At 41.5% G+C, this 15,807-nt stretch carries 12 protein-coding genes; 3 read left to right on the forward strand and 9 right to left on the reverse strand.

The features are described from left to right. Positions 1 to 496 precede the first annotated feature (496 nt). Positions 497 to 1,000: a helix-turn-helix domain-containing protein gene (locus BM135_RS03560; protein ID WP_092517890.1), complete on the forward strand. Its 504-nt coding sequence runs from the start codon at positions 497 to 499 to the stop codon at positions 998 to 1,000. A gap of 783 nt (positions 1,001 to 1,783) precedes the next feature. On the opposite strand, the gene BM135_RS03565 is transcribed toward BM135_RS03560, so the two are convergent. Together BM135_RS03565 and BM135_RS03570 are read right to left on the reverse strand one after the other, a co-directional pair. Beyond that, on the reverse strand, positions 1,784 to 2,641 hold the full coding sequence (locus tag BM135_RS03565) for a queuosine precursor transporter (protein ID WP_092517892.1): 858 nt from the start codon (positions 2,639 to 2,641) through the stop codon (positions 1,784 to 1,786). Continuing rightward, the gene (locus BM135_RS03570; RefSeq protein WP_092517893.1) at positions 2,625 to 3,239 is read right to left on the reverse strand and encodes a helix-turn-helix domain-containing protein; all 615 of its coding nucleotides are present in this window, start codon (positions 3,237 to 3,239) and stop codon (positions 2,625 to 2,627) included. The genes BM135_RS03565 and BM135_RS03570 overlap by 17 nt, the downstream gene beginning before the upstream one ends. A 394-nt stretch (positions 3,240 to 3,633) precedes the next feature. Here BM135_RS03570 and BM135_RS03575 point away from each other — a divergent pair, with 394 nt between their 5' ends. Further along, entirely contained in the window at positions 3,634 to 4,329 is a 696-nt protein-coding gene (locus BM135_RS03575; RefSeq protein WP_092517894.1) for a helix-turn-helix transcriptional regulator, read from the forward strand. 46 nt (positions 4,330 to 4,375) lie between these two features. Here the strand turns inward: BM135_RS03575 and iolB are convergent, their stop codons facing one another. The 7 genes from iolB to BM135_RS03610 all read right to left on the reverse strand — a co-directional run bounded on the left by iolB (position 4,376) and on the right by BM135_RS03610 (position 14,685). Continuing rightward, complete coding sequence (iolB, locus tag BM135_RS03580) at positions 4,376 to 5,239, reverse strand: 5-deoxy-glucuronate isomerase (RefSeq protein WP_092517895.1); 864 nt, start codon at positions 5,237 to 5,239, stop codon at positions 4,376 to 4,378. A gap of 21 nt (positions 5,240 to 5,260) precedes the next feature. Beyond that, the gene (iolE, locus tag BM135_RS03585; protein WP_092517896.1) at positions 5,261 to 6,151 is read right to left on the reverse strand and encodes a myo-inosose-2 dehydratase; all 891 of its coding nucleotides are present in this window, start codon (positions 6,149 to 6,151) and stop codon (positions 5,261 to 5,263) included. A 54-nt stretch (positions 6,152 to 6,205) separates the two neighbouring features. Next, positions 6,206 to 8,110, reverse strand: coding sequence for a bifunctional 5-dehydro-2-deoxygluconokinase/5-dehydro-2-deoxyphosphogluconate aldolase (locus tag BM135_RS03590; RefSeq protein ID WP_092517897.1), 1,905 nt, complete (start codon positions 8,108 to 8,110; stop codon positions 6,206 to 6,208). A 57-nt stretch (positions 8,111 to 8,167) separates the two neighbouring features. Continuing rightward, positions 8,168 to 9,823, reverse strand: a complete 1,656-nt coding sequence (locus tag BM135_RS03595; protein ID WP_092517898.1) for a solute:sodium symporter family transporter — start codon at positions 9,821 to 9,823, stop codon at positions 8,168 to 8,170. Positions 9,824 to 10,053: 230 nt separating this feature from the next. Then, a complete protein-coding gene (gene iolG / locus BM135_RS03600) occupies positions 10,054 to 11,040 on the reverse strand; it encodes an inositol 2-dehydrogenase (RefSeq protein ID WP_092517899.1) in 987 nt (328 codons plus the stop codon). A gap of 176 nt (positions 11,041 to 11,216) precedes the next feature. Beyond that, positions 11,217 to 13,166, reverse strand: coding sequence for a 3D-(3,5/4)-trihydroxycyclohexane-1,2-dione acylhydrolase (decyclizing) (gene iolD, locus BM135_RS03605; RefSeq protein ID WP_092517900.1), 1,950 nt, complete (start codon positions 13,164 to 13,166; stop codon positions 11,217 to 11,219). A gap of 7 nt (positions 13,167 to 13,173) precedes the next feature. Continuing rightward, positions 13,174 to 14,685: a CoA-acylating methylmalonate-semialdehyde dehydrogenase gene (locus BM135_RS03610; RefSeq protein ID WP_092517902.1), complete on the reverse strand. Its 1,512-nt coding sequence runs from the start codon at positions 14,683 to 14,685 to the stop codon at positions 13,174 to 13,176. A gap of 284 nt (positions 14,686 to 14,969) precedes the next feature. Between BM135_RS03610 and BM135_RS03615 the strand changes: the two genes are divergently transcribed. Beyond that, positions 14,970 to 15,803, forward strand: a complete 834-nt coding sequence (locus BM135_RS03615; protein ID WP_092517904.1) for a MurR/RpiR family transcriptional regulator — start codon at positions 14,970 to 14,972, stop codon at positions 15,801 to 15,803. The last annotated feature ends 4 nt before the right edge of the window (positions 15,804 to 15,807 follow it).

The following is a 15,807-nucleotide window of genomic DNA, read 5'->3' on the forward strand; positions in this document are numbered from 1 at the left end:
ATTTTCCTTAAAAAATCCTATTGTTCTAGTGACGGTCTTTACTAGTTGCAACATTTTAAATATGTCCATGATGAATTTATCTGACTTCAAACTCGTTTTGATGGAAAACACTTCCATTCTCATTTTGTTGGAAGAAGACGTATTGGTAAATGGAAATAATCCATATTAAGAGTGGAGGATTTAAGCCAAAAATTTCTCTCACAAGGCGGTATTCTCCCTATAGGAAACTAATTATAAATTAATAATTATTGTAGAAATAATGATCATGATCAATTTATTTTTTCAAAAAAATTAATTTAAAATCAATTTGTTGATCTTATTTGTAATATTTGTTATCGAATTATTGTTTATTTTGTGTATCTATATTTAGCACAATAAATGAACAGAAGAGACTATAGAGATAACAGACAAAATTAAAAGTCAGCAATTATCATCATGCCTTGCCACAGGAGGTTATATAGCATGCCTTTGACCAGATAGATTGGATAAATCACTTATGATTAAACAACGATTGAGCGCTCTTCTTCATTATTACATTGATGAAAATATTGATACACGGATGAATGGAGAAAACCTGAGTAATATTGCAGCTTGCTCTAAATATCACTTTCACAGATTGTTTTCCGCAACTTATGGTATCGGTGTTGCTGCATATATCAGGCAAATTCGATTAAAGAAAGCTATTTATGATCTGGCGTATGACGATAATTCGGTTATGAATATTGCTCTTGAGTGTGGATATGAAAGCTCGGAGGACTTCTCCAGAGCGTTCAAAAGTTCAGTTGGTCAAAGTCCGATTGAGTTCAGGAAAAAACCTGATTGGTTTGTCTGGCATAGTCACTACCAAATTATAAATGATATTAGGACTGATGTTATGAATGAGAGACTACCTTCTGTTGCAGTAAAAATCGTTAATTTTCCAGAAACCTTTGTGGCAGTCATGGAGCACAGAGGTTCACCATCAAATATTGGCAATACAATTAGAGAGTTCAAAGAATGAAAAGATCGCTTTTTATACTTTATAAATGATATACCTTGCGAATGATATACTTTGAAAATAGTTGCTATGTTAGCTTGTAATCTATTGGCTAGATGATAGTTCCAGTCTCTTAACCCAAAATATTCGGCTAAGAGACTGGCTATCACAAGTTCAAAAAACAAACTAATATTGCCCTAGTGTAGGCGAGTAAAATTATAATTCAAAATAATGAAAATAATTTGTCTATATAAAGGGAGACATGTCTCCCTAATCTAACGTTCAGACAAAATATAAATTTTAACTTATGTTTTGATAGTGAAATTAATACACCAGACAAATATTAAAATCAACATATAAAAGCACAAATGTTGATTTTAATGATGAATAAATGTGTCATTATTTTATGCAGCACAAACAAAATAAAATCAATGCATTGATATTAAAGGAATATTTCCCAAGCTATAATCTATCTGCTCTTAGCAGCAAGATAAAAACGAATGATATTATTTACCTTACAAACAGAAAGTATTTTTACCCTCAAATTACATAAATATTCATATAACCAATTTATGTGATAACAATCACATTTATAAATTGATATAAAAAAATCTATAATGCTATTTAGTTATATACTTCGTCTTTTTTAATCATTTGCAATGTAATCCAATTACACTGGTACTTTAATCAGGCGAACAAGGTTTTCTGTGAACGCTAATTGAGATCCTTTAGATATGGCTTGGGCACGAGAAATGAGGCAAATCTTAGTGGGGAAACCACATGAGGGAAGTTCCCCCATGTGCTTCATTAATGTGCTGTTTTAACAACCCACCTATTAAATAAATAACGTGAGCCGTAAGCAGGAAAAACATTAAACAATGCAAAGAAAATTTTAATTAATATTTGTACAATCATCATTGCAATAATTTGATTTACAGGAAGTTTTCCATAAAATGCAACAAAGCAGAAAACAAAACTATCAATCACCGATGCAACAAATGTACTGAAAAACACCCTTAATGCCAAAAAGCGAGAATTTGTCATATCCTTCAGCTTGCACAAGATATAAGAATTGACCAGTTCCGAAACTAAAAATGACAGAGAGGATGCAAAAATTGCCGATAGTATATGATTCATTAGTGCATTATATTGCTCATTCAAATCCCAAGTTGGAATGGCGGGTAAGCTTGTTGAAATACTCAACAGGGATACAATGATCAGGTTTGAAGCTAATGACATATATATTGCTTTTCTTGCCAGCCTGAACCCATAAAATTCACTCAATAAATCAATCACTAAAAATGAAAAAGGGTAAATGAAGGTGCCAGGGGTGACAATAATACCAAGGTATTCAATGCAAACGGGTTTGGCTGCCGCTATGTTGCTGAATGTATAGAATATTGTTAGTAATAATGCGAGAAATGAATAAACAACCCAAGATTTTTCATTGCGCTCTTCAATTTCATAAACTGAGGGGGTATTTGGAAAACTAGAATATAGTTTTCTATAAAGCAATTTTATTTCGTGATTGTCAAGATCATCAGCTATTTCACTCTTTTCAAGCTCCTTTATGTTTATTTTTAATACTTTTCCAGCTGATAAAATTAATACGTTCGCTGTATTATCCTGACTATTAAATCCCAATAACTTATATTTTCTTCCCATATCCGAACCGTTCTTCTATTATATTTCCAATCACCATCAAATTATCGGGATTTTCGCTATTAAATTCTTTGATATGAAACTGCCGCTGTTTTGGATCGAAACATAGTTTTGGATTGTTGTGCTGACAATTACCTCTCTTGATTATTAATAAGTCTCCTGCATTATATTTACCTGAAAAATCATTCTCAAGTAAAACGGCAACGATATTAGATCCTGTACCAAAATAATAAGTCAATTGTCTTTCAACAATCAGAGAACCTATCTTGCCGTCAGAAAATTCAGGAGTAATGCATTCAGATTGCATAAATAACGGAACAGCGCTGGGATTCATGTTTCCTTCATAAGAAACTATCCCATCCAAACGCTCTTTTTCTGCGATATCAGTTGCCTCTATTTCACTATATGATATGCCAAAGAAATTGGAGACTTTCTGTATTGTGGAGGAATGAACGCTTTGAACTCTGCCATCTAAGATATTATAGATGGTTGTACGGTTAAGCCCTGTTCGATCACAAAGCGATACCCTTGTTTCTCCCCTGGAATCAAGTAAATATTGCAAATTTTTTCTCAGGTGTTCCATTTTTTGTTTTTTATACATAATAACGCCCAGAAAAATATATAACCATCTAATTTATATGATCTTTTAGGTTAACTACTTTTCATAAGAGCAAGAAAGGGTGAAAAACACTCTTGTCATTAAACAATAAAAATGATAGCAGTTTTCTTTTGAATGGAATCATTTAATAACATTAAAAAATTATTTTTAATGGAAAATATTATTTGAATAATATATATTTTTCAAAAACAGATAATAAATAGCATAAGAGCAGTTCTAAACAAAGAAAATATAACTTATGTTGATATTTTTTAATTTAAACCCACCAATAATCTTGGGAAATTAGCTTTGGTCGACATTATATTAATGAAAGTATAAATACATAAGTTATTATTTACACATAAGAATTAACGCATATAAATTATATGAGATAGAAATGAGTTTATCCTATAAAAATAATGAACCCTATTTAAAGGGGCTGATCGCCATGATGGAAAATCTCAGCGATCCTTGGGGCATTAAGGATTTGGAATCCAGGCATATCTATATGAATAAAGCAGCTTATCTTTATACCAACACACCAGAGAACTTTGACGTTGAAGGTAAATTAGACTGTGAATTCCCAACTGATTGGTCTGACGACCAATTTTCACAAGATCTCAAAGAGCATGATCGGAGAGCCGAGGAGTCAAAAGATAGAGTTTCCATTATCGAAACACATTATTGGTACGGAAAAAACAGCTTAGCGCCTTTCATTAGTGAAAAATTTCCCGTATATAACGATGAAAAAGAGTGCATCGGGATAGTTTGGAATGCCAAACCCCTGAGCAGCTTTTCTCCTTTAAAATACATTAATCGCCATAAACCCAGTATACTCACTACAGAAGCTGCCACAGATCTGTTTACTCGCAGTGAGCTGGATATTATCTTCTTGATGTTGCAAAGACGCTCAAATAAAGAGATTGCCCAGATATACAACGTTAGCCACAAAACGATAGAAAATAGAGTTTATAACATCTATCAAAAAGCAGATGTTCATTCGATCCAACAATTTGAGGAGTTTTGCAGGCAATTGCAATTAGATAGCTATATACCAGAACGTCTAATTGAAAAAGGCATCCTATTTCTTTAAAGAAGTCAACAGAATGATTATTGCTCCCCCGCCAGGGGAGCAATGCTTAACGGCTAGCATGTTTCTCAGCATATTCTTCACCATTAACCCATTGATGATCTTTTTCCCAGGTGAATAACCATTTGCGAACCGGCCCAGCCATGACATTTAGGTAGTAATTGTCATAACCCGCAATAGTAGCTACGGGATGATACCCTTTTGGTACCATCACTACATCCTTGTCATAAACCGCCATTGTTTCATCCAACGAACGATCGTCGGTATAGACCCGCTGTACACAAAAACCCTGTGATGGATTCAAGCGATGGTAGTAAGTCTCTTCCAAATACGTTTCTTGTGGTTCGTTATCAGTATCGTGCTTGTGGCTAGGGTAGGAGCTGGTACATCCTTCATCTGTATAAACTTCAACAACCAATAAACTATGCGCTGCTTGATCCTCTGGCAGAATGTTGTGAACATAGCGTCGATTACAGCCATTACCACGCTGTTCAGCTCCAATATCCTGTGGCGCAATTAAACGGGTGGGATAACTTCCTTTTCCGTTCGCCTGATGTACAGTCGCCTGACATACAGCTAATTCAAGTTGGGTTTCAGCAATGATTTCTATCGCTTCATCGGGTGCGACATAGACAGCATAAGGCTTTTTGCGTTCAAATGGATTCATGCGCTCCCCAATTTTTTCAAACCGTTGCTGAGGCGCTACTATCGTAGCTTTTCCTGCCACCAGCACCAAACAGGTTTCATTTTCTGAGGCGGGTAAAATAATCGATTCCTCCGCATTCAGTTCATAAACAGCAAAGTGAACATGCCCCCAGTTGGCTATTTCCGGCGTAATATGTTGTGTCCGTTTATCCTGATCCGGTGCCTGGTATTTTGACAATAGCGGATGTTTTAATAATAAATTAGACATTTGACCTCCCAATCTCCGCGTTTAAACCAATCCTGCCTCTTTGGCAAACTTATGCAAGTTGCGATATCCCATCGTGGCATAAGTCAGTGGATGGGCAACAGCAGGATCTTGTTCTGCTTCAACCACCAACCAACCGTTATAGTTATTCGCTTTCAAGATCTCAAAAATGGCTGGATAATCGACGCAACCATCTCCTGGTACGGTAAAAACACCGTTCAATACAGCATCAAGGAAACTGGTTTTACGGTTTTTGATATCTTTTAATACGTCTGGACGAATGTCTTTGCAATGCACATGATTAATGCGTGCACACCAACGTTCTGCTACTGCCAATGGATCATCTCCCGCAAAGGTCAGGTGCCCTGTATCCAATAACAAACCAACTTCTTTACCCGTATTTTCCATTAGGTTATCAATATCGTCTGCACTTTCGATCACAGTCCCCATGTGATGGTGATACGCAATCTGTACTCCTTGTGACTGAGTATAACGGGCAAACTCTGTCAGTTTTTCGCCATATTCTTTCCAGCACCTTGTCGGAAACACTGGACGAAGATGAACTGGCTTATCCTGATTGCCATAAATACAATGTGTCACTTCGGCAAACACCATTACAGTGGCACCCAATTCACGCAACAAGGTCAAATGCGGCTGAACTGCGGCAATTTCTCCTTCAACACTGCGAGCCAGCAGTTCTCCGGAATACCAGCCAGACACCAGTTTCAAATCATGGGCAGCCAGAATAGGCCCCAAAATTTGCGCCTTACGAGGAAATTTATTGCCTAGTTCAAAACCCGCAAATCCTGCCTGTCTTCCTTCTGTCAGACAAGTTTCCAACGATGCTTCAGCACCTAAAGACGGTAAATCATCATTGGTCCATGTCAGGGGGTTGATGCCAAGTTGAACAGCCATTAGAGTTCTCCTGTAAGATGAAAAAAGTTAATAATTTGTTTTTCTATCGTTTTTCTATCCACGTTGGCGCCAGTAGCTAATCAGATTGTGATAGTTAGTTTTTATTTTCAGAATAAGCGTTTCCTCATCAATTTCTCCCGCCAACCATTGCAATGACGGCTGACAGAACAATGTTCTTCCAATAGCAAAACCTTTGACGATTGATTTACCTGCCGCCGCATTGAAACTGGCCTTCAAAATCGTTTCTGGGGCATCGAGGCCAAGGATCACAACCCCACGGCAATGAGGATCACGCTGTTTAATCAATACAGAGATTTGATCCCAAGTGGCAGATTGCATTGGTGGTAATTTCCACCAGTCTGGCTTAATGCCAAGATTATAAAAACGCTGGAGCACACGCAGGTAAAACTCATCAGAATGGGGCATGTCTACTGGCAAAATAACTTCCAGCAACAACTCATGACCGGATTGGCAACAGGCAGCATAGACTTCCTGTATGGTTTTTTCCTGTTCCAGACGTAATGGATGGTCATCTTCTGGATGAAAAAACACTAAGCATTTCACGATATGTTCCCGTGGCCAACTCACCAGCTGAGAACCAATATCATCATGTTCAAGGCAAAGCGGTCGAGAACCGGGCAGTTCAATTGGACGGCCAATCCATAACCCCTTCCCTGTTGCGGCATTCAGTACATCTTGACCGAAACTGCTGTCACACAATATTCCGGCTTTTCCTTCCAAATGGGCTTCTGTGCTGACTTCCTGACTAGCGCGGAAAAGGAGTTTTTTCAGTTGCGGAATTCGATCGAGACTTGCGTTTACCTTGCATGCCATTTCGGCAAACTGGGTGCGGTGGTCAAATGCCATGACATATAATTCATCCCATTGTTTGTGACGGCTGCCAATCCGATGCAAATGGTTGAGATGTGAATCTAAATCGGGATGTGGTATTTCTGTCGCCCGCATTAAATAATTATCCAATTCCGTTTTATCTGGCATAGCGGGTGCACAACCATGACGGGAGACAACCAAAGCCCCACAAGCATTGGCATAGATGCAAGCTTGATCCCAGCTTTCGTGATTAAGGTAGCCACGCAATAAGCCAGACATAAAGGCATCACCCGCTCCCAAAACGTTCAAGATTTCTACCTTGATGCCCTGTACGGTAATCCCTTCATCCAAGGTGTCGGGGATATTGGCAATAAATACCGAACATCCCAAAGCGCCACGTTTGCAAACCAATGTTGCCGCCGTCAATTCCCGAACTCGACGTAAGGCTTCGACAGTATCCGTAGAGCCACCAGCAATATGAAACTCTTCTTCCGTCCCCACGATCAGATCAAACAGGGAAAGCACTTCCTGCAATTGCGCTGTCACTTGTTCTGAGGCGATATAGCGAGTTTCTCCGTCGCCAAGTGAAGTCAATCCCCACAATACCGGACGATAATCGATATCAATGACGGTTTTAACACCATTGCGGCGGGCATATTGCAGTGCAGTCAAGACAGCATCACGAGTTTGCGGGTGGGAAAGATGGGTTCCGGTGATCGCCAAACAACGGGCAGATGCAATATAGTCTTCGCTGAAATCATCTCGGGTGATCGCCATATCAGCACAATTATCGCGATAAAAGATCAGCGGGAAAGTTTCATTATCCTTAATACCGAGTAAAACCAAAGCTGTCAGCCGTTCTTTGTCGGTGATTAAATGGCTGGTATCACAGCCTGCCCACTCCAACTCTTCACGCAGAAAACTCCCCATATGTTCATCGCCAACCCTTGCCAACATTGAGGATTTTAATCCCAGGCGCGCGGTTCCATAGGCGACATTTCCCGAAGAACCACCTAAATATTTTGAAAAGCTTCCCATATCTTCCAGACGGGAACCAATTTGTTGACCATACAAATCAACCGCGATACGTCCCATGCAGATAACATCAAACTTTCTATGCTGCTCCATGATTCACCTCTTACCGGATTAGGGTGCATTTCTTTAAGTCTTTGATTTTTTTGAACATCAGAGTTTAATTATCTGATAGAAGATATAACTCAGAATGATGGCTACAAATGCATAGTAAAGAGCCATCACATAAGCTGGCACGTTCTCGGCAAGGAAAACATACATGGAGATAGCAGCCAATGTAATGAGCCATCCCATCGGTTTCACCATCGACCAAGGAGTAATATCCACCTGTTCTGTATACACTTCTTGATAAGACTCGGCAGGGAATAAATAACCAATCGCCAACATGAAGATGATATTCAGGACAAACAGAACGCCAACTAGATGGAAGAAGTGAATATTAATGTTCAGGATAAAGTTGCAAATGATGTAAGCCAACATGCCGAACAACAGCCCCAATTTTGCTGCGATCGGGGGAACACGTTTTGTCATCAACCCAACCAGAACCACACTGAGGATCGGAGCGTTGAAAATACCCTGTAGCTGCTGGATAAGATAGAACAAACCATCAGGCGCATTAGCGACAAGTGGGGCAATAATCATTGTTGCCAGTGCGAGCCCGATCCCTAAATATTTACCTACAGCCACAGTCTGCGCTTCAGTGGCATTTGGATTGATCCGAGGCTTGTAGATGTTGACGGTAAATAATGTTACGGAAGAATTCAGGCCACCACTGAATGTCGAGAATACAGCTCCCACAACAACCGCAGCAAAGAAACCAACCAGAACTTTGGGCAATACCAGTTGCACCAATGCAGGGTAAGCATTATCTGGATTATCTATTTGGCCACCGAAAATATGGAATGCAATTATCCCCGGTAAAATAATGATGGAAGGAATGATGAGCTTGAATAAGGCGCACAGCATTACGCCTTTTTGCCCTTCCGCCAGATTCTTGGCACCCAATGCTTTTTGTACAATGGATTGATTAGTACACCAAAAGAACATGTTGGAGACAATCAGCCCCGTGAACAGGGTCGAAAATGGCACAAGTGAGTCTTCACTGCCAATAGAATTGAATTTCTCTGGATGAGCCTGATAGACATCAGTTAAACCTTTCCATGCACTGCCATCCCCTACGTACAATAAGGCAAACACAGTTACCATCAAGCCGCCCACAATCAAGCCAACACCATTAATGGTATCGGCAACCGCAATCGCTTTGATCCCACCAAAGATTGCGTAAACCGCCCCAAGCCCTCCCATTCCCCAAACCATCATCCAGAGCGCGGTGGTTTTATCGATCTGAAAAACTTGGGTAACCTGAAACAAGCTTTCCAGAGCAATCGCTCCTGTATACAGAACAATAGGTAATAATGAGATCACATACATTGCCAAAAATAGAATTGATGTAATCAGTAAAGTGTTTTTATCAAACCGGCGTTCAAGATATTCTGGAATAGTTGAAATGCCTAATTTCAGATATTTTGGTAAGAAGTAAATGGCAAATAAGACAATAGTTAAAGCTGCAATCACTTCCCAAGCCATAACAATAAATCCGGTTTTAAACGCCAATCCATTTAAGCCAACCAAATGTTCTGTAGACAGATTCATTAGTAACATGGAGCTGCCAATATATATTCCGGTCAGGGAACGCCCACCAAGAAAATAACCTTCGGTAGAATCACTTAAATGTTTGTTTCGCGTTTTGTAATAAGCAAACCCCGCTACCAGCAAGGTAAAACCAATAAAAGAAAGAAAAGATGACATATATCCCTCCACTTATTGAAAACAATCTTCCTGTTCTTATTTTGTGGAAATAACGATACACCTGAGAATCCGATCCCTTAGCGTCACGCCATACTTCAAAATCTATTGGGCATAGAAACGGTCTGCCGCGGTTATGGTTATTATGAATGCTGGAGCAAACATGTTGTTTTTATGAAATAATTGTTTTTATGAAATAAATGTTCCAGCAATGATTTTATTGAATCTTATAGTTATAGTTTGACTTCTTTACCGGATTGCAAGGATTCAAGCGCCTTGTCTGCGAGATATAAAGCCCGTTCCCCATCAATGCCGCTGGTTTCTGGAGTTGCCCTGCCAGCCATAACATCAACAAAATGACTCCATTCCGCGATGTATGCGTCACGGTAACGTTGCAAGAAGAAATACTCTGGCTTGGCTGCGGTACAGCCATCTTTTCCCCAGAACTCCACACTGTTTTCTTTAATATTTCCGACTGTCAGAAGACCTTTTTCGCCATGCAGTTCCAAGCGTTGATCATAACCGTAACCAGAACGACGGCTGTTAGTGATGGTCGCCATTGCCCCCGATGGGAATTTCATGACAATAAACGCAGTATCAATGTCGCCTGCCAGACCAATGGCAGGATCAACAAGATTGCTGCCCTGAGCATAAATAGCACAGGGTTCTTCACCAATGATAAAACGCGCCATATCAAAGTCATGAATGGTCATATCCCGGAACATGCCACCAGATACACGGACATAATCTGTGGATGGAGGGGAAGGATCACGAGAGGTAATGAGCAGGGATTCTGCTTTGCCAACCGTACCAGCATCAAGCAGGTTTTTCAGCCGACGAAATTGCGGATCGTAACGGCGATTAAACCCGACAAATAGAGGAACCTGACATGCTCTTACCGTTGCAAGGCACTGGTGAACCCGTTCAAGATCAAGATGAATCGGTTTCTCGCAGAAAATCATTTTATTGTGCCGAGCTGCCAATTCGATCAGATCGGCATGAGTATCCGTCGCTGATGCAATCAAGACACCATGAACATCAGGATCTGACATCGCTTCTTCAGTGGCCTGTATTTTGGTCTGATATTGCTGTGCCAATGCTTCAGCACTTGCCAGATGTGGATCTATCACAGAATAAAGATGAGTTTCTTTATGATTGGCAATGTTCACAGCATGAACCTGCCCAATTCGCCCTGCGCCAAATAATGCAATATTGAACATGAATGCTCCTTGATACCTCAGTGTCTGCTTTTGGTGTGGATAAAAACATACCAAATAAAATATTTATTTCAATTTAGATTTATTTGAAAATTTTATTTTTTAGAACTGGCTCATATAACTTTCATCTGAGGAGCAGATTTATGTGAGAATCGATATATTTGGCAATATTAAGAGGGTTAATATTGACGCACTTTTTTCTCTACGTATTCCCTGATTTTTTCCGCTGATGCAGTTATCTTAGGATTGTCAGCAAGCTGTGCGGTTCCTGTTCTCCACCATGACTCATAATCATGGGTCATCGTTTTGGGTAGTACTTTTATATCGATCAACGTTGCACATAGCTGCTTCTGTGCATCCTGCAAAGCTGCTATCAATTGTTGCTCATCATGCACCCGATAGCTTTTGCAACCGTAACTTTCCGCATTCTTGGCAAAATCCACGGGTATCAAAGCACCATCCAACGTGCCGTTTTTCTGATTGCGATAACGATTTTCTGTGGCAAAACTTCCCATACCTTGGCTCATCTGCAAGTTATTGATGCAGCCGAATCCTGCATTATCAAACAACAGCACGGTGATCTTAATGTTTTCCTGAATAGCTGTTTGTAATTCGCTGTTCAACATCAGATATGAACCATCACCAACCATTGCGTAAACGGGTTGTCCTGGACAAGCGAGTTTTGCCCCCAGAGATGCGGCAATTTCATATCCCATGCAGGAATAGCCATACTCAAGGTGATAAGTATCAGGCACTTTAGGCTGCCAAAGTCGCTGTAAATCTCCCGGCAGAGACCCCGCAGCCCCTACAATGATGGCGTTGGGTTCCAGATACTGATCCATCAAGCCAAGCACGCGGGTTTGGGTTAGATGGGTTTGCAGTGTTTCGCTGTACTCTTCCAGTTTATCGTCCAAATGCCCTGTAATTTCTGGCTTGAATCCAGCCTGATATTGAATGGAAAACAAGCGTTCTAATTCCTGCTGCCAAGCGGCTTTCACCTGTACAATTTCTTGCTGCCACTCTGAACACCATGCTGTTTTTGTCAGTTCCTGTGCAATGGCATTCAGCCCTTCTCTAGCATCCGCCAGCACACCTACGGCATCCAGTTTACAGGCATCAAATTCCGCTACATTGATGGTAAGGAACTCGACTTCCGGGTGTTGGAACAGGGATTTTGAAGCCGTTGTGAAATCGGTAAAACGTGTGCCAACACCAATAATCAAATCGGCTTCCTTGGCAAGCTGATTCGCCGCCAAACAACCTGTCGTGCCAATTCCGCCACAATTCAGCGGATGAGCAGCCACAACTGCACTTTTTCCTGCCTGCGTTTCAGCAAACGGGATATTGAATGTTTCTGCAAAGTGGCAAAAAACCGCATGAGCCTCGGAGTAACGTACTCCGCCACCACAAATCAACAACGGTCTTTTCTTGCGATGAATCAGTGCGATTGCCTCTTGAACCCGCACCAGAGAAGCGGGACGGCGTTCAATCCGGTGAACCCGTTTTTGGAAGAAGTAAGCCGGATAATCCCATACTTCTCCCTGAACATCTTGCGGAAGACAAATTGTGACAGCGCCAGTATCTGCCGGATCAGTCAATACTCGCATGGCGTGAATCATGGCTGTCATTAATTGCTCTGGCCGGGAAATACGATCCCAATAACGGGATACTGGCCGGAAACAATCATTGGTACTGATAGTGCCATCGCTATATTGTTCAACTTGCTGCAAAACCGGATCAGGCTGGCGACAAGCGAAGGTATCTCCCGGCAATAACAGCAATGGAATACGGTTCGCCGTTGCAGTTGCGGCAGCCGTTACCATATTAGCAGCTCCGGGGCCAACAGAAGAGGTTACGGCAAAAATCTGCTGACGTTTTTTCTGTTTAGCAAACCCCGTTGCAATATGCGCCATTCCCTGTTCATTACAGCCTTGATAAACGCGAAGGTGTCCTGCTTCCTGCTCCAATGCCTGCCCTAATCCCAGCACATTACCGTGACCAAATATCGTGAAGATACCCCGAATAAAAGGATACTCTTCCCCATCAACATTAATATATTGCTGGTTAAGGAATTTGACCAAGGCCTGAGCCATCGTCATTTTCTGCGTATTCGTTGATCTGTTTTTCATAAAATAGCTACTCCATCGTTGGCATCACAAAATGGCTATCATGATGTTCCAAACATACGCTGGCAGGCCAACGGCTGGTGACGGTTTTCATGCGGGTATAAAAGCGCACACCATCATTACCGTGTACATTCAGTGGCCCAAAAATGGAACGCTTCCAGCCACCGAAACTATGAAATGCCATTGGCACTGGAATGGGAATATTCACCCCAACCATACCGGCTTGCACGTCTTCACTAAATTGGCGGGCGGTTTCGCCATCACAGGTAAAAATTGCCGCCCCATTGCCATATTCATGGTGATTAACTAATTTCAATGCAGTGTCATAGTCAGGTACGCGGACAACAGCAAGAACGGGGCCGAAGATCTCTTCTTTATAAATTTTCATCTCTGGCGTGACATAATCAAATAGTGTCGGCCCCACAAAATAACCATTTTCATAACCGGCTACCTGATATCCTCGCCCATCCACCAGCAATTTTGCGCCCTGCTCTACGCCACTACGAATGTAGTCACAGATTTTTGCCTTATGCTGCGGGGAAATCACTGGTCCCATATCGTTTTCTTTTCCTTCAGTAATACCGATACCAACAGACATATGGCCGATTTGATGCTGGAGCTTTTCTACTAATTTGTCTGCAATCTCATCCCCAACCGCCAGTACAACAGACAATGCCATACAGCGTTCTCCGGCTGCACCAAAAGCTGCCCCCATGATGGCATTCGCGGCCATATCCATATCCGCGTCCGGCATCAAGACACTGTGGTTCTTCGCACCTCCCAATGCCTGACAACGTTTGCCATGCACTGATGCTGTAGCATAGACATATTCCGCAATCGGGGTTGAGCCAACAAAACTCACCGCCTGAATGCGAGGATCGGTCAGTAGCACATCAACCGCCTCTTTATCCCCATGCACGATATTGAACACGCCATCTGGCAAACCGGCTTGCTGTAATAATTTCGTCAGTTCAATCGAAAGAGATGGATCTTTTTCAGATGGTTTCAGGACGAAGGTATTTCCCGTCGCCAATGCAATGGGGAACATCCACATTGGCACCATCGCAGGAAAGTTAAATGGCGTGATACCGACACAGACGCCCAATGGTTGCATCAGGGAGTGGCTATCAACTCCCGTCCCTACATTGGCAGAGTGTTCCCCTTTTTGCAGATGAGGTATCCCACAGGCAAATTCGACCACTTCAAGGCCACGCATCAATTCCCCCACAGCATCAGAATAGATTTTTCCATGCTCCTCAGAAATCAGCCTTGCCAACCTGTCCCGGTTTTCTTCAAGTAATGATTTGAATTTGAACAAGATCCGGGCACGTTTCAATGGAGAGGTTTGTGACCATTCTTTAAAGGCCAGATGGGCAGATTCAATGGCATCCTCAGTTTCCTGGACTGTGCTCAAGGCAACCTGTCTAATCTTCTGCCCTGTAGCTGGATTGAAAATGAGTGAAATACGATCACTTTGACTATCAACAAGTTGTCCGCCAATAAAATTTTTAATCTGTTCCATTCTGAGCCTCTCTAAATACAATTGCTATTGAACTAATTACGTTTGAACCAGCAAGTTACGATTGAATTACAGGTGTGAATCATGGTGATACAGATATATGAAATATATATTTCATTTTCAATTGAATTTGGAATACTCTTTAATTAATGTGATCAACACGCTATTTTTATGCAATTACATTCATTACACAGTGGCAACTTGCGAGCATCTTCACCTGCATCAAGCATAATGGCCTGAGGATGAATAACTTATCCATTTCATTACAATTTCTTTATGGGGGCATGATGTCTGCTGCGTCTAATCTGAATGAACTTCAAGAACAAGTACGATCCCGTTACGATGAATTAAGTAAGCGGTTACAACAAGTTGCAAGATATGTACTGGATAATACCAATAGTGTCGCATTTGATACTGTCGCTGTTATTGCAAAAGAGGCCAATGTTCCACCTTCTACATTGATCCGCTTTGCCAATGCCTTTAATTTCAGTGGATTCAATGAAATGAAACAATTGTTTCGCATGAATTTAGTGGAGGAAACAGCCAGTTATACCGATCGGGCGCGGTTGTTCAAAGAACTGGATAACGATCATCAAGTACCGGAAGAGCCTCAGTATATTTTGCAGGAATTTGCCCATTCCAATGCTCAGGCCATGCAGCAACTCGCAGCCCGCACACCCGCAGAAGATTTGAATAAGGCAGTGAGTTTACTGGCGAATGCCCACAATATTTATATTATCGGCCTGCGCCGTTCTTTCAGTGTCGCGTCATATCTTGCCTATGCCCTCAGTCATCTGGAATGCCGTCCCCTGCTAATTGATGGTTTAGGTGGTATGTTCCGCGAGCAAATGAATATGATTGGCCCTAAAGATGTCGTGGTATCCATCAGTTTTACACCGTATGCCGAAGAAACGGTGATGGTCAGTGAAAAAGCCGCACAAGCAGGTGCAAAACAAATTGTGATTACTGATAGCCAAATTAGCCCACTCGCCAGTTTCAGTGATGTTTGCTTTGTGGTGAAGGAAGCGCAGGTTGATGCATTCCGCTCTCAGTCTGCAACCTTGTGTTTGGCGCAATCATTGACGGTAGCGCTGGCGTATCGGCAGGGTAATGCAAGTTGACATG

It is taken from the genome of Xenorhabdus japonica (assembly GCF_900115195.1).
Classification (GTDB): Bacteria; Pseudomonadota; Gammaproteobacteria; order Enterobacterales; family Enterobacteriaceae; genus Xenorhabdus; species Xenorhabdus japonica.

Coding starts and splice junctions, on each gene's coding strand:
- iolE (WP_092517896.1), bottom strand. CDS start 6,151: ATGGCTGTTCAACTTGGCATCAACCCCCTGACATGGACCAATGATGAT.
- BM135_RS03560 (WP_092517890.1), top strand. CDS start 497: ATGATTAAACAACGATTGAGCGCTCTTCTTCATTATTACATTGATGAA.
- BM135_RS03590 (WP_092517897.1), bottom strand. CDS start 8,110: ATGGAGCAGCATAGAAAGTTTGATGTTATCTGCATGGGACGTATCGCG.
- BM135_RS03595 (WP_092517898.1), bottom strand. CDS start 9,823: ATGTCATCTTTTCTTTCTTTTATTGGTTTTACCTTGCTGGTAGCGGGG.
- iolD (WP_092517900.1), bottom strand. CDS start 13,166: ATGAAAAACAGATCAACGAATACGCAGAAAATGACGATGGCTCAGGCC.
- BM135_RS03575 (WP_092517894.1), top strand. CDS start 3,634: ATGAGTTTATCCTATAAAAATAATGAACCCTATTTAAAGGGGCTGATC.
- BM135_RS03610 (WP_092517902.1), bottom strand. CDS start 14,685: ATGGAACAGATTAAAAATTTTATTGGCGGACAACTTGTTGATAGTCAA.
- BM135_RS03565 (WP_092517892.1), bottom strand. CDS start 2,641: ATGGGAAGAAAATATAAGTTATTGGGATTTAATAGTCAGGATAATACA.
- iolG (WP_092517899.1), bottom strand. CDS start 11,040: ATGTTCAATATTGCATTATTTGGCGCAGGGCGAATTGGGCAGGTTCAT.
- BM135_RS03570 (WP_092517893.1), bottom strand. CDS start 3,239: ATGTATAAAAAACAAAAAATGGAACACCTGAGAAAAAATTTGCAATAT.
- iolB (WP_092517895.1), bottom strand. CDS start 5,239: ATGTCTAATTTATTATTAAAACATCCGCTATTGTCAAAATACCAGGCA.
- BM135_RS03615 (WP_092517904.1), top strand. CDS start 14,970: ATGTCTGCTGCGTCTAATCTGAATGAACTTCAAGAACAAGTACGATCC.